Origin of the sequence: Mesorhizobium sp. WSM4306 (genome assembly GCF_007003975.1) — a bacterium.
Taxonomy (GTDB): domain Bacteria; phylum Pseudomonadota; class Alphaproteobacteria; order Rhizobiales; family Rhizobiaceae; genus Mesorhizobium.
On record NZ_VFTC01000012.1, the window covers coordinates 20,681 to 33,137 of the forward strand.

Here is a 12,457-nt window from a genome sequence, read left to right on the forward strand (position 1 = left end):
ATGAGCGAAGTCGAACTTTATCCCGGCCGGGTCTCACCGCTTGGCCTCGGCACCATTCCGCTTGGCGACCTGCTCGAATATAGCGGCATTGACCTTTTGCAGCGCATCATCGACGGCAAATATCCGGCGCCGCCGATTTCCTTCCAGCTGAATTTTACCCTGACCGAGGTGTCGGAGGGCCGCGCCGTGTTTCGCGGCGTGCCGAGCGAGCGCCATCTCAACCCGTTGGGCGGCGTGCATGGCGGCTGGGCGGCAACGCTGCTGGATTCGGCGCTCGCCTGCGCAGTACAGACGTTGCTTGAGAAGGGCGAGGCCTACACGACGGCGGAGTTCAAGGTGAACTTTACGCGACCGATCACGCCGAAGACCGGCGAAGTCGTCTGCGAGGGCAAGATCGTCCACAAGGGCCGCACGCTGGCGGTATCGGAAGCAACGCTGAAAGATGCGCAGGGCAAATTGCTCGCCTTCGGCACCGAGACATGCTCGATCTTTCCAGCCGCCAATCTGGCGGCGCGCTGAGGAAGGCGGCTTTGGCTCAGCCGGCTTTGCGCCGTTCCATGAAATCATCGAGGATGGCGCGCTGACCGCGGAGGATCTTGAGGCTGGCTTCGGGCAATGAAAACCAGCCGGCTCTGTCGACTTCGGGAAATTCCTTGATCGCGCCCGACCTTGGCGGCCATTCCATGTTGAACATGTCGCTTTTGACGGCATCGGCGTCGAGGTCGGCTTCGACGCTCCAGGCGATGACGATCTTGCCGCCGGGTTGCCGATAGCTGCCGACAGGCTCGAAATCGCCTTCGATGGCGACGCCGAGTTCCTCTCCGGCCTCGCGACGGGCTGCTGCCAACTCATCCTCGTTTTCTTCGACGAGACCCTTGGGGATCGACCACGCACCCTCGTCCTTCCTTGCCCAGAACGGGCCGCCGGGATGGATGAGCAGAAACTCGAGGATGCCGGCCCTTGTCCGGTGGATCAGCAGTCCCGCGCTTCTTCTAGGCATTCGATTGTCCTCGTAGCTCATCTGCGGATAACATGGCTCCCTGGCAAGTAGCGGTGGCGCCATTCCTGACCAAACGAGATGATGGGTGAGGATAACGACTGTAGACCGCTGGAATTTGCCGGCGAAACATGCTCGATGATTTCTCTCCGGTCACCATTGTGGTGGCGTGACTTGAATAGCCGTCTGGGGTGGCCGTGTGGCCGCCGCAATTGTCAGTGAAAACTGGCCTGGTTTGGGGGAACCGCCATGTTTGAAAGCCTGATTGGCGCTGTCGTCGTCATCGTACTGTTCGTCCTCGTCTTGCGCCAGCAGGGCCGCATCGGCCTGGTCGAGCGCGAACTCGGCGCGCTGCGCAGCCTGGTCCTGTCGGGCGTGAATGTTGCCGCGCCCGCTGCCAAGGCGGTTGAGGCAGCCGCAAATGACAGCGTGCCGGCGGATGCCGCTCAGGCCACCGCAGCGATTGCCGACATAGCTTCGCCAACAGTAACCGAAGTGGCACAAGCACCGGCCGCGGCGCCTGAAGCGGCCACCAGCGAGCCCATCCCGGAACTGTCAGCAGCGGCCAAGGCGGCGTTGACCGGATCCGCGCCGCCTGCCACCGGGAAAGCGGCCCGGCAGTCCGAGGTCGAAACCGCGCTCGGCACACGATGGGCGGTCTGGGTCGGCGGCATCGCGCTGGCCTTGGGCGGCCTGTTCCTCATCCGCTACACCATCGAGGCCGGCATTTTCGGCCCGGAAGTGCGGCTGGCCCTCGCAGCCTTGCTCGGTCTTGTGCTCGTCGGCGGCGGCGAGTTCATCCGCCGCACGGGCTTCAAGGTTCCGGTGGAAGGAGTGGCTGGCGCCTATATCCCGGCGATCCTGACGGCCGCCGGTGCCTTCATCCTGTTCGGCACGGTCTATGCCGCCCATGCCGTTTACGGCTTCGTCGGCCCGGCCTTCGCCTTCACCGTGCTCGGCGCCATCGGCGTGGCAACGATTGTCGCGGCCCTCGTCCACGGCCAGGCCTTGGCCGGCATCGGCCTTGTCGGCTCCATGGCGACGCCGGCGCTTGTGTCCTCGCAGGCGCCCAACCCATGGGCGCTGTTCGTCTATCTCGCCATCGTGCTTGCCGCCACCGCGGTGATCGCCCGCATGCGCGACTGGAAATTCCTGATCGCGGCGGCCTTCTTCGGCACCGGCGCCTGGACCATCACCTACATGATGGCTGCGCCCGGCACCGACCTTGCCGTCATCCTGTTCATCGACGCGGTGACGCTGGCGGTGCTTGCCTTTGTCTGGCTGGGTAGCCGCGGCAGCGAAGCGGAAACGGCAAAGAACGGTTTCGACTGGCCCTCGATCGTGCCTGGCGTCTTCGTTGCGTTTTCAGCACTTGGCCTGTCAGTCGACATGACACTTGTCGCCGCCGGCGGCGCCTTGCCGGGCGCAACCGTCCTCGTTGCGCTTGTCGCCACCGCACTCTACCGGCCGCGCGCTTTGCCCCTGCTGCATGCCGCCGGTGTGGTGAGCGTGATGATCTATCTCGGCATTATTCCGCCCGCCAGCATCGGCTCGGACATATCCCAGGGAAACATAGGCTTTGACGGCATGCCGGTGGCCGCCGGAAACCCCTGGACGCTGCACATCGGCATTGGCCTCGGCCTGCTCTTCATCGGCGCCGGTTTCTGGGCCGCACGCCGCTTCGCCGCCACCGCGCAGGTTCGCGCGGCATGCTGGGCGGCATGGGGCGTGGCCGCGCCCCTGGTCATCCTGCTGACGCTGTGGCTCGCCTACGGCAATCTCGACCGCGATCTTGTCTACGCAGCGGTCGCTGCCCTTCTGGTTGTCGTCTTCGCCGCCGGCGGCGAGTGGATCGCACGTGCCGAAGAGCCGCCGCTCAAGGGCGATGTCGCCGTCTCCTTCGCGCTGTGCGGCTCGGCTCTGGCCGGCCTTCTGACGCTGCATATGGCCTTCGGTTCCGGCTGGACGACCATTCTCGCCGGCGTTGCCGCCATCGTGCCGGCGCTGGCGACGCGCTGGCGCTCCTATCCGGTGCTCGGCTGGATTTCGGTCGGCGCGGTCGTCGCCGTGCTTGGCCGCGTTGCCTTCGATCCGACCATCGTCGGCGCCGGATTGCTGACGACGACGCCAGTGTTCAACTGGCTACTGCCGGGCTACGGCGTGCCGGCGCTGGCCTTCGGCTTTGCCGCCTGGCAACTCGCCCGCACCACCAATGGACGGCCGCGGCTTGCCATGGAGGCGGGTGCAGCCCTTTTCGCGCTGCTCACCGTCGCGATGCTGGTGCGCCACGCCATGCATGGCGGCGTCATCGACACCGGCCCGGTCACGCTCGCCGAACAGGCGATCGATACGCTGATAGCCATCGGCGCCGGGGCCATGCTGGTCGCCGTCGACATGCGCTCGCCAAGCTCGGTGCTTCGCTACGGCTCGATGGCCGCCGGCGTGATCTCGGTCGCCTTCATCGTCTTCCAGCATTTCCTGGTGCTGAACCCGCTGTTCACAGACGAGTCGACCGGCCAGATCCCGGTGTTCAACCTGTTGTTCCTGGCCTACTTGCTGCCGGCCATCGCCGCCGGCGGGCTGGCGCTCTATGCCAGGGACAAGCGGCCGCCATGGTATGCGCAGATGCTGGCTGTGGTGGCGGCGTTGCTCGGCTTCGCCTATGCCACGCTGTCGGTCAGGCGTGTGTTCAAGGGCGAGTTCATCGGCCTGTGGAGCGGTCTCGGCCAGCTCGAGACCTACACCTATTCGGCGCTCTGGCTGGTCATCGGCGTCGTGCTGCTGACAGCCGGCGTCTGGCTGAAATCGCAGGTGCTGCGCATTGCCTCGGCGGCGCTGATCGCGATAGCCGTGGTGAAAGTCTTCCTCTTCGACATGTCGGAGCTGGAAGGCGTACTGCGGGCGCTGTCCTTCATCGGCCTCGGTGCCGTGCTGATCGGCATCGGCCTGTTCTATCAACGGCTGCTGACAAGGGCGGCGAGGGAGAACAGCGCTGCTTCTTGAACGAATATGCAGGATGGAATATATGAATATCCAGTAGAGGATATTCATATGCCGCTTTATATACGTGACGACGAAGTGGATGCGCTGGCGACCCGATTGCAGCGCGAGACGAACGCGCCGAGCAAAACCGAGGCGGTGCGGATCGCGCTCGTGCACGAACTCGAGCGCAATCGCACCAAGGTGCCGCTGCGCGACCGGATTGGCAGGCTACAGGTCGAGGCCAGGCAGATTGGTCTGCCCAATCCCGATTTCGATATGAAGAAGTTCACCGACGAGATGTGGGAAGACTAATGTTTGTCGACGCGTCGGTGGTGGTCGCCATTCTCAACCAGGAGCCGGGTTGGGAGGAATTGATCAAGCGGGTTTCCGGGTTTTCCGGCTTGCTCTGCGTTTCTCCCTTGGTGCGCTTCGAAGCGACACAAGCACTGGCGCGTGCCGGTGCGGGTTCGCGCAAACCCACTGCCGAGGCACTTCTCCATGCTCGCGATCTGGTTGATCGGTTCATTCTGGAGATTGACGGAGACAATGTGACGATCGACGACGACATCGGCTCTCGAGCCGTTGACGCGAGTGCCCGTTACGGCAAAGCCGTTGGACACAAGGCGGATCTGAATCTCGGAGACTGTTTCGCCTATGCCTGCGCGAAAAGCCGCGATCTTCCGCTGCTCTACAAGGGCAATGATTTCGCACTGACGGATTTGGGATAATTCGGCTTTCTTGTTGATTGCCGGGAATAATTTGGCCGATCACCTCGTTATCTCACTGCTTGGGTGACCGGGGCGGCGGACCGCTTCGCGCTGGCCGCTTGCGCCACGCCGGGAAGGCGCGTTCAATCGGGTTAAACAAAGGCGACCTCAGAACCAGCGGTCATGGACGAAAAGAAGGCAGCAATCCTTGGTGAAATACCGCGCCTGCGCCGCTACGCACGCTCGCTTCTGCGCAACCGCGAGTCCGCCGACGATCTCGTCCAGGATTGCCTCGAACGGGCGCTCTTGCGGCTCGAGAGCTGGCAGACAGGAGAAAGCCCCCGGAGGTGGCTGTTTACGATCATGCATCATTTGTTCATCGATCAGATGCGCAAGGTGAACCGGCGCGGTGAGGCGGCGATCCTGCCGCTCGACGCAAACGAGGCGCAGGCAGTCCCCGCCGAGCAGGCGGAGAATGCGGCATCGCGCGAGATCATCGATGCTCTGCAGGCGATCAGTCCCGACCGCCGCGCCGCCCTCGTCATGGTCGCCATCGAAGGATTTTCCTATGCCGAGGCCGCCAACATTCTCGGCGTGCCCGCCGGCACGCTGATGTCGCGCATTGCGCGCGGGCGCGAGGAACTGCGCAGCCTGCTCGACGACACCGCACGCCGCCGCTCGATAAGGATCGTCGAGAAATGACCCGCCGCGATTTTTCCGAACGCGACATCCACATGGCCCTCGACGGCGAGCTGCCCGGCGATGAGCGCGCCGCCTATGACGCCTGGATCGACGCCAATCCCGAAATGAAGGCGAAAAGCGCCCGCTACACCGCCGATCGCGCTGCGCTGCGCGCCGCCTTTGCCGGCGTGCTCGACGAGCCGGTGCCGGTGCTGTTCAAGCAGATCCTGCGCGGTGAAGGCGCGACCAAAGTGGCGGCGCAGCAGTCGCGCTGGTGGCTTGCAGCTGCGGCGGCCGCGGTGCTCGTCGTCGGCGGTCTTGGCGGCTATTTTGCCGGCATCGACGGTATCGGCAGGGATGACGGGGCAGACGACCAGCTGGCCGAGGAGGCTATCGCCGCCCATGTCATCTATGCCGCCGAACAGCGCCATGCGGTGGAAGTGCCGGCCAGCGACAAGGATCATCTGCAGACCTGGCTGTCCAACCGCGTCGGCCTGAAGCTGGTGGCGCCCGATCTGGTGGCGGAGGGCTTCCAGCTGGTTGGCGGCCGGTTGCTGCCCGCCGGCCAGGGCAAGGCCGCCATGCTGCTTTACGAGGACGCCAAGGGCCAGCGCATCTCCCTGTTCGTTACCGCTGATTCCTCAGCCAAGTCCAAGGGCACCTACATGGCGGACGCCGACGGTCCCGAGGCGGTCTACTGGCTGGACAAGGGCTATGCCTGCGCCGTCGTCGGTTCGCTGCCGCGCGAGCAGCTGGCGGCAGTGGCCAAGCGCGCCTATGGCCAGCTAGTGGCCGGCCTCGCCAGTTGAGCGCATTCCGTTTTCGGGTCATGCACCGGGGCGACGCCGCACTTCGCGGTGCCGCCGCCACCGCCCGCCACTCGCGGCGCAACCTGTCACAATTCGGCCCTATTCAAGGTGCGATAGCGCTTGGCTGATATCGGCGTTTCGGCTGATGTTTGCGACGTGTTCGACCGGGGCTTTCCACCCACTCAATCGAGGTTTTCTGAACCCGCATGCCTGCCGAGATTCGCAAGGCCCGCGCGTCCGACGTCGATGACCTCGCCGCCATCGAGAAGGCGGTTTTTTCCAGTGACCGCATTTCCCGGCGCTCCTTTCGACTGTTGATCGAACGCGAGACCGCCGAGCTGCTGGTCGCCGAAAGCGATGGCCGCGTCGCCGGCTACGCCGTGGTGCTGTTTCGCAAGGGTAGTGGCGTCGCCCGGCTCTATTCGCTTGCCACCGGCCCGTTTTTCGGCGGCCTCGGCATCGGCCGCATGCTGCTTGCCGCGGCCGAAGAGGCCGCCTTCGAGCACGACCGCATGATGCTGCGCCTCGAAGTGCGCGAGGACAATCTTCGCGCCATCGGCATCTATGAGCAGAGCGGCTACCGCAAGATCGGTCGCGAACCCCACTATTACGAGGATGGCGCCACCGCGCTGCGCTACGAGAAGACCTTGCGCGGCGACATTCCGGTCGCCACCAAAGTGCCGTTTTACCAGCAGACCTGTGAATTCACCTGCGGCCCATGTTGCCTGATGATGGCGATGGCCAACTACGATTCCGGCTTCGTGCCCGATCCGGTCATGGAAATCCGCCTTTGGCGCGAGGCGACGACGGTTTTCATGATGTCCGGCCCGGGCGGTTGCGAGCCCTTCGGCCTTGCGGTGGCCGGCCACGAAAACGGGCTGGCGGCGGAAATCTTCGTGTCCTTCTATGGCGCGCTCTTCCTGCAGTCGGTGCGCAGCGAGGACAAGCGCCGGGTGATGGAACTCGCCCAGGTCGACTTTCGCCGCCGCGCGGAACAATACGGCATCCCGGTGAATTACCGTCCATTCGCCATCGACGACATCCGTGGCGCCCTGGCCGAAGGCAAACTGGTGCTGGTACTGATCAGCGGCTTCCTGATGTTCGGCAAGAAGGTGCCGCATTGGGTGCTGGCCATCGGCGATGACGGCGATCACATTCTGATCCACGATCCCTGGGTCGAGGACGAAAGACAGGAGACCATCCTCGATGCCGCCAACATTCCCGTCCCCCACGGCATCTTCATGAACATGGCGCAATTCGGCCGCGACGGACTGCGTGCTGCCATCACTCTTGGGAAACGCTGATAACAATGACCTGGGTCATCCTCACCGGCCGGCAGAACGATCTCGACCAGACGGCGACGCCGCACAAGATCATCACCAACCGTGATTATCTTGCGCATCCGGCGCTGTTTCGCGGCCAGCAGCCGAAGGTGATCAACCTGTCGAACCACTACGCCTACCAGAGCCGCGGCTACTATGCCTCGCTGCTCGCCGGTTCGCGCGGCCACAAGGTCATCCCGACGGTCGAGACGATGATCGACCTGTCGGAGCGCAAGCTCTACGAGCACGCGCTGCCGGAACTGGAGCTGGCGCTCAACAAATGCCGCAAGGATCTCGGCGGCGTCTTTCCGCAAAAAGTCTGCATCTTCTTCGGCGTCGGCCCGTCGAAGATCTGGGATCGCTTCGCCAAGCTGTTGTTCGACTGGTTCCGCGCCCCGGCGCTTGAGGTCCACATCAAGGACAGTGCCGAATGGGCCGCGATCCGCAAGATCGGCTTCCTGCCGCTGGCCAGGATGACCGAGGAGGAAGAAGCCTTCTTCGTGCAGGCGCTCGAGACCTACACCAACCGCGAGTGGCGTGACACCAAGGGCCGCACACCGGCGCGCTACACCTTCGCCACGCTGGTCGATCCGCATGAGGAACTGCCGCCCTCGGAGATTTCCTCGCTGCGCTACTGGGCCAAGATCGCCGAAAAGATGGGCGTCGAAATCGAACCGATCACCAGGAAGGACTTGGCCAAGCTCGCCAATTACGACGCGCTGTTCATCCGCGAGACCACCTCGATTTCCAACCACACCTACCGCTTCGCGCGACGCGCCCAGCAGGAAGGCATGCCGGTGATCGACGATCCGCTGTCGATGATCCGCTGCACCAACAAGGTCTATCTCAATGAGCTGATGGCTTACAACAAGGTGCCGGTGCCGCCGACGGTGATGATTGCCGGCACCACGGACCTCGAACTGGCGGCGCAGACGCTGGGCTTTCCGCTGGTGCTGAAGATCCCGGATTCGTCGTTTTCGCGCGGCGTCAAGAAATGCGGCAGCTTCGAGGAACTGAAGACACTCGCCACCGAGTGGCTGGAGGATTCCGATCTTCTGATCGCGCAGAAATTCATTCCGACCGAATATGACTGGCGTGTCGGCGTGCTCGGCGGCCAGCCGCTGTTTGCCGTGCACTATCTGATGGCCAAAAAGCACTGGCAGATCGTCAACCACAAGGCCAGCGGCAAGCCCGACCAGGGCGGCATCAAGACCTTCACGCTGAAAGAGACGCCGCCGCATGTCGTCGAGACGGCGGTGAAGGCGGCGCGCTGCATCGGTGACGGGCTTTATGGCGTCGACCTCAAGGAGACCAAGGATGGCGTGTTCGTCATCGAGGTCAACGACAACCCCAATCTCGACCATGGCTGGGAGGATTCCGGCGAAAAGGACGAGGTCTGGGTGCGGCTGACGCAATGGTTCCTGGAACGGCTCGACCGTCCCGGGCGGTAGTTCAAGGCGAGGGGACGTATGCAGTTTATCGTCATCGAGGATTTCACCGGCTGCGATCGCAAGGAGATCTATCGCCGCTTCGGCGAACGCGGCCGCCTGAAGCCGGATGAGCTTGCCGTGCACCACTCCTGGATCGCGGCGGATATGAGCCGCTGCTTCCTTTTGGTCGAGGCCGATGATGTGACGCTGCTGCAGCGCTGGGTCATCGAATGGTCCGACCTGGTGGAGTTCGAGATCATTCCCGTGGCGACGAACAAGGACATGGTCGCCGCGTTGGCCAGCCATCTCTGAGTGGGGCGGCATTGGCCGCCCATGTCGGAGCGGGGCACGCCATCATCGGAGCACCGGCGAACCCACCGACCGCCGGCATTCGTCGATCAGCCAATTGCGAAACGCCGCCACCACGTCGCGCCGTGCGCTGCGCTCGGGGATCGTCAGGCAATAGGGTTGGCGCAGCGCGATCGATAGGGCATTCGCCCGGACCAGCCGGCCGTCTTCCAACGCCTGGGCGCAATAGATGCCTTGTGCCAGCGTCACGCCCAACCCTGAAATGGCCAGATCGAGCGCTGCTCGCGACGAATTCGCCGACAGGCCGCGCTGGACTGCCCGGCCGGGCTCGATGCCGGCCGCCTCAAACCAGTTGCGCCATGATGGAAATGACGCGCCGGTCGGTCCCCAGTCGGTGTGGATCAGCGGCATGCGGACCAAGCTGTCGGGTTTGATCGTTGCCGCAAGTCCAGGCGCGCAGACGGGGTAGACGGCGTCCCTGACAATGTCCTCGGTCGGGTGTTCGCGATAGTGCGGGCCAAAGGACAGCCTTATGTCGATCAGTTCGCGGTCGAACGGCACCGGGTCGTCATCACCGCGCAGCGAGATGTCGACGGCGCCGTGGCTGGCGACAAAGCCGGCGAGACGTTGCGAAAGCCAGCCCATCGCCATGGACGGAGGCACCGATATGACAAGCCGCGGGCGGAAGGCATCGCCGCCGCGCGCTATGCTGCCGATCTCCTCGAAGGCCAAGGTCAGCCTCGGCAGCATCTCGACGCCGGCTTCGGTCAGCACAACGCGGCGGTTGACGCGATGGAACAGCTTGCGGCCCATCTGCTCCTCGACGGTGCGGATAAGCTGGCTGACGGCCGCCGCCGAGATCGACAGCTCTTCCGCCGCCGCGGCAAAGCTCCCCGAGCGTGCAGCCGCCTCGAAGGCTTGCAGTCCTTTCAGGGATGGAAGCGCGGCCATTTGGTGATCCGATAGATAAGCTTAGCTTATCTATTTTGCAGAAATTCTCGTTTTTAGAAAGGTTTCTTGTTGGGGTAGCGTGGCGCAATGAACATATCGGCTCAGACTGAACCCAGAGACCATCGCGATGTCATCGCGTCGCTGACCAATGAGCAGCGCAACCGCCTGACCGGCAAATCGGACGGGCCGGGCCTAGTCCAGCTCGCCTTCCATCTCGGCGGGATCATCGTTCTCGGCGCGCTGATCGCGGCCAAAGTGCCGTACTGGCCGCTGCTGATGCTGCCGCAAGGCATCCTCATCGTCTTCCTGTTCACGCTGCTGCATGAGACGGTACACAGGACGGCCTTCGAGACGCAATGGCTCAACGATGCCGTGGCAAGGGTCTGCAGCCTGGCGATCGCGCTGCCGGCTGACTGGTTCCGCTATTTCCATTTCGCCCATCACCGCTTTACCCAGGATCCCGAGAACGATCCCGAGCTCGCCTTTCCGAAACCGGAGACGGTGCGGCAATACGTCGTCCACGTGTCGGGCCTGCCGGTGTGGTGGGGGCATCTGCAGACGCTCTACACCAACGCGACCGGCGGCTGCCGAGATAGCTACGTGCCGCCAAAGGGCCTGCCCAAGGTGCGTGCTGAGGCCCGCGCCATGATCGCTTTCTATGTCGTAGTCGCCGCACTGGCGCTCTGGTTCAACGCGACGGTGCTGCTCTATGTCTGGATCGTGCCGGCGCTGCTCGGACAGCCATTCCTCAGGCTCTATCTGCTGGCCGAACATGGTCGCTGCCCGCTCGTCGCCAACATGCTCGAAAACACCCGTACCACGCTAACCAATTGGCTGGTGCGCAAGGTTGCCTGGAATATGCCGTATCACACCGAGCACCATGCCTATCCCGGCGTGCCGTTCCATCAATTGCCCGCATTTCACCAGTTGATCGAGCGCCATCTCAAAGTGGTCGAGCCCGGTTATGTCAGCTTCCACGAGAAATACATCGAGACCCTGCGCTGACGGCCCTCAGTCTGCCCTCGCCAGTGTCTGCTCGACGAGGATAACGAAATAGCTCAGCACGGTCGGAACGATGGCGTCGTTGAAGACATAGCGATCGCCGTGCAGCCCTTCGCCCGGTCCGACCGCGCCGGCGCCGATCCACGCATAGCAACCGCCGGCTTCGCGGACCATATAGGCGAAATCCTCGCAACCGAGGCTCGGGTTGAACGCGGTCTCGACTTGCTCGCTGCCGACGACGGCGGCGGCGGCCTGCACGGCCTGTTCGGTCGCGACCGATGTGTTGACCAGCGGCGGATAGCCTTTCCTGTAGGCCAGCTTTGCGGTCAGGCCGTGCGCCGAGGCGATACCGTCCGCGATGTCGCCGATCAGCCTTTCACAATGATCCGACAGAGCGGGCTCGAAGAAGCGGCAGGTTCCCTGCAGCCAGACCTTGCCCGGCACGATGTTGCCGACATTGCCGCCATGGATCTGCGTGATCGAGACGACCAGCGCCGTCTGCGGATCGACCGAGCGGCTGACGATGCGCTGCACGGCCTGAACGAAGGCGCTGGCCGCCAGCACCGGGTCGTCGCCGAGCTGCGGCATGGCGGCATGCGCGCCGGTCCCCTCGAAACTCAGCTCGAAATTGTCGACGGCCGCCATCATCGCACCGGCACGGACCGCGATCGTGCCGAGCGGCAGTCCCGGCCAGTTGTGGACGGCGTAAACGGCTTCCACCGGGAAGCGCTCAAACAGCCTGTCCTCGATCATCCGCATGCTGCCACCTTCATTTTCCTCCGCTGGCTGGAAGATGAAGCAGACGGTTCCGTCGAAGGCTCTGCTATCGGCGAGCAGTTTGGCGGCGCCGAGCAGCATCGCGGTGTGGCCGTCATGGCCGCAGGCATGCATCACGCCGTCCTTTTTCGAAGCGTAGGGCAATCCGGTCTTCTCCAGCACAGGCAAGGCATCGAGTTCGGCCCTGAGCCCGATCGCGCGTGTCCCCGGCCGACCCCTGAGGACGCCGATCACGCCGGTGCCGCCTATGCCTTCATGGATTTCGTCGAGCCCGAAGGCGCGCAGCTTGGCGGCAACAAAGCGCGCCGTCTCATATTCGCCGAAGCCGAGCTCGGGATTGGCATGGATGTGGTGCCGCCATTCCACCACCTGCGGGGTGAGGGCGGCGACGGGGTCGTTGTGCAGCATTGCGCTCTCCTTGCCGGCCGTCGTAAATTCGGCCTTGTCGATGCCGGCACCTAAAGGGTTTGCGCCGGCAGCGTCTTGAACA

The 12,457-nt window shown here is 63.8% G+C and carries 13 protein-coding genes; 10 read left to right on the forward strand and 3 right to left on the reverse strand.

Annotation, left to right across the window (positions count from 1 at the left end; all coding sequences use genetic code 11):
- The gene (locus tag FJV77_RS15740) at window positions 1-519 is read left to right on the forward strand and encodes a PaaI family thioesterase (RefSeq protein ID WP_025583659.1); all 519 of its coding nucleotides are present in this window, start codon (window positions 1-3) and stop codon (window positions 517-519) included.
- Between the two features lie 16 nt (window positions 520-535).
- Here FJV77_RS15740 and FJV77_RS15745 read toward each other — a convergent pair whose 3' ends face one another.
- On the reverse strand, window positions 536-1,000 hold the full coding sequence (locus tag FJV77_RS15745; protein WP_142867707.1) for an NUDIX domain-containing protein: 465 nt from the start codon (window positions 998-1,000) through the stop codon (window positions 536-538).
- A gap of 246 nt (window positions 1,001-1,246) precedes the next feature.
- On the opposite strand from FJV77_RS15745, the gene FJV77_RS15750 reads away from it, so the two are divergent.
- The 8 genes from FJV77_RS15750 (at window position 1,247) to FJV77_RS15785 (ending at window position 9,240) form a co-directional block, all read left to right on the forward strand.
- A complete protein-coding gene (locus tag FJV77_RS15750; RefSeq protein WP_142867708.1) occupies window positions 1,247-4,000 on the forward strand; it encodes a DUF2339 domain-containing protein in 2,754 nt (917 codons plus the stop codon).
- Window positions 4,001-4,048: 48 nt separating this feature from the next.
- Window positions 4,049-4,291, forward strand: a complete 243-nt coding sequence (locus FJV77_RS15755; protein WP_142867709.1) for a type II toxin-antitoxin system VapB family antitoxin — start codon at window positions 4,049-4,051, stop codon at window positions 4,289-4,291.
- Window positions 4,291-4,707 carry a type II toxin-antitoxin system VapC family toxin gene (locus FJV77_RS15760; RefSeq protein ID WP_142867710.1) on the forward strand — a complete coding sequence of 139 codons (417 nt, stop codon included), beginning with the start codon at window positions 4,291-4,293 and terminating at the stop codon, window positions 4,705-4,707. Before FJV77_RS15755 ends, FJV77_RS15760 begins: the two co-directional genes overlap by 1 nt.
- A 162-nt stretch (window positions 4,708-4,869) precedes the next feature.
- Window positions 4,870-5,388, forward strand: coding sequence for an RNA polymerase sigma factor (locus FJV77_RS15765; protein WP_142867711.1), 519 nt, complete (start codon window positions 4,870-4,872; stop codon window positions 5,386-5,388).
- Window positions 5,385-6,176, forward strand: a complete 792-nt coding sequence (locus tag FJV77_RS15770; protein WP_142867712.1) for an anti-sigma factor — start codon at window positions 5,385-5,387, stop codon at window positions 6,174-6,176. The genes FJV77_RS15765 and FJV77_RS15770 overlap by 4 nt, the downstream gene beginning before the upstream one ends.
- Window positions 6,177-6,382: 206 nt before the next feature.
- Window positions 6,383-7,480, forward strand: coding sequence for a peptidase C39 family protein (locus tag FJV77_RS15775; RefSeq protein WP_142867713.1), 1,098 nt, complete (start codon window positions 6,383-6,385; stop codon window positions 7,478-7,480).
- 5 nt (window positions 7,481-7,485) lie between these two features.
- Window positions 7,486-8,949 (forward strand): RimK family protein, encoded by a 1,464-nt coding sequence (locus FJV77_RS15780; RefSeq protein ID WP_142867714.1) that lies wholly within the window; start codon window positions 7,486-7,488, stop codon window positions 8,947-8,949.
- 18 nt (window positions 8,950-8,967) lie between these two features.
- Window positions 8,968-9,240: a DUF3303 family protein gene (locus tag FJV77_RS15785; protein WP_142867715.1), complete on the forward strand. Its 273-nt coding sequence runs from the start codon at window positions 8,968-8,970 to the stop codon at window positions 9,238-9,240.
- A gap of 42 nt (window positions 9,241-9,282) precedes the next feature.
- Here FJV77_RS15785 and FJV77_RS15790 read toward each other — a convergent pair whose 3' ends face one another.
- On the reverse strand, window positions 9,283-10,188 hold the full coding sequence (locus tag FJV77_RS15790) for a LysR substrate-binding domain-containing protein (RefSeq protein ID WP_142867716.1): 906 nt from the start codon (window positions 10,186-10,188) through the stop codon (window positions 9,283-9,285).
- An 87-nt stretch (window positions 10,189-10,275) separates the two neighbouring features.
- On the opposite strand from FJV77_RS15790, the gene FJV77_RS15795 reads away from it, so the two are divergent.
- Window positions 10,276-11,193: a fatty acid desaturase family protein gene (locus FJV77_RS15795; protein WP_142867717.1), complete on the forward strand. Its 918-nt coding sequence runs from the start codon at window positions 10,276-10,278 to the stop codon at window positions 11,191-11,193.
- A gap of 6 nt (window positions 11,194-11,199) precedes the next feature.
- Here the strand turns inward: FJV77_RS15795 and FJV77_RS15800 are convergent, their stop codons facing one another.
- On the reverse strand, window positions 11,200-12,375 hold the full coding sequence (locus FJV77_RS15800; protein WP_142867718.1) for an amidohydrolase: 1,176 nt from the start codon (window positions 12,373-12,375) through the stop codon (window positions 11,200-11,202).
- Window positions 12,376-12,457 lie beyond the last annotated feature (82 nt).

Bases quoted from the DNA above. Each gene is read 5' to 3' on its own strand.
- FJV77_RS15740 (WP_025583659.1), top strand. From the start codon at position 1: ATGAGCGAAGTCGAACTTTATCCCGGCCGGGTCTCACCGCTTGGCCTC.
- FJV77_RS15745 (WP_142867707.1), bottom strand. From the start codon at position 1,000: ATGCCTAGAAGAAGCGCGGGACTGCTGATCCACCGGACAAGGGCCGGC.
- FJV77_RS15750 (WP_142867708.1), top strand. From the start codon at position 1,247: ATGTTTGAAAGCCTGATTGGCGCTGTCGTCGTCATCGTACTGTTCGTC.
- FJV77_RS15755 (WP_142867709.1), top strand. From the start codon at position 4,049: ATGCCGCTTTATATACGTGACGACGAAGTGGATGCGCTGGCGACCCGA.
- FJV77_RS15760 (WP_142867710.1), top strand. From the start codon at position 4,291: ATGTTTGTCGACGCGTCGGTGGTGGTCGCCATTCTCAACCAGGAGCCG.
- FJV77_RS15765 (WP_142867711.1), top strand. From the start codon at position 4,870: ATGGACGAAAAGAAGGCAGCAATCCTTGGTGAAATACCGCGCCTGCGC.
- FJV77_RS15770 (WP_142867712.1), top strand. From the start codon at position 5,385: ATGACCCGCCGCGATTTTTCCGAACGCGACATCCACATGGCCCTCGAC.
- FJV77_RS15775 (WP_142867713.1), top strand. From the start codon at position 6,383: ATGCCTGCCGAGATTCGCAAGGCCCGCGCGTCCGACGTCGATGACCTC.
- FJV77_RS15780 (WP_142867714.1), top strand. From the start codon at position 7,486: ATGACCTGGGTCATCCTCACCGGCCGGCAGAACGATCTCGACCAGACG.
- FJV77_RS15785 (WP_142867715.1), top strand. From the start codon at position 8,968: ATGCAGTTTATCGTCATCGAGGATTTCACCGGCTGCGATCGCAAGGAG.
- FJV77_RS15790 (WP_142867716.1), bottom strand. From the start codon at position 10,188: ATGGCCGCGCTTCCATCCCTGAAAGGACTGCAAGCCTTCGAGGCGGCT.
- FJV77_RS15795 (WP_142867717.1), top strand. From the start codon at position 10,276: ATGAACATATCGGCTCAGACTGAACCCAGAGACCATCGCGATGTCATC.
- FJV77_RS15800 (WP_142867718.1), bottom strand. From the start codon at position 12,375: ATGCTGCACAACGACCCCGTCGCCGCCCTCACCCCGCAGGTGGTGGAA.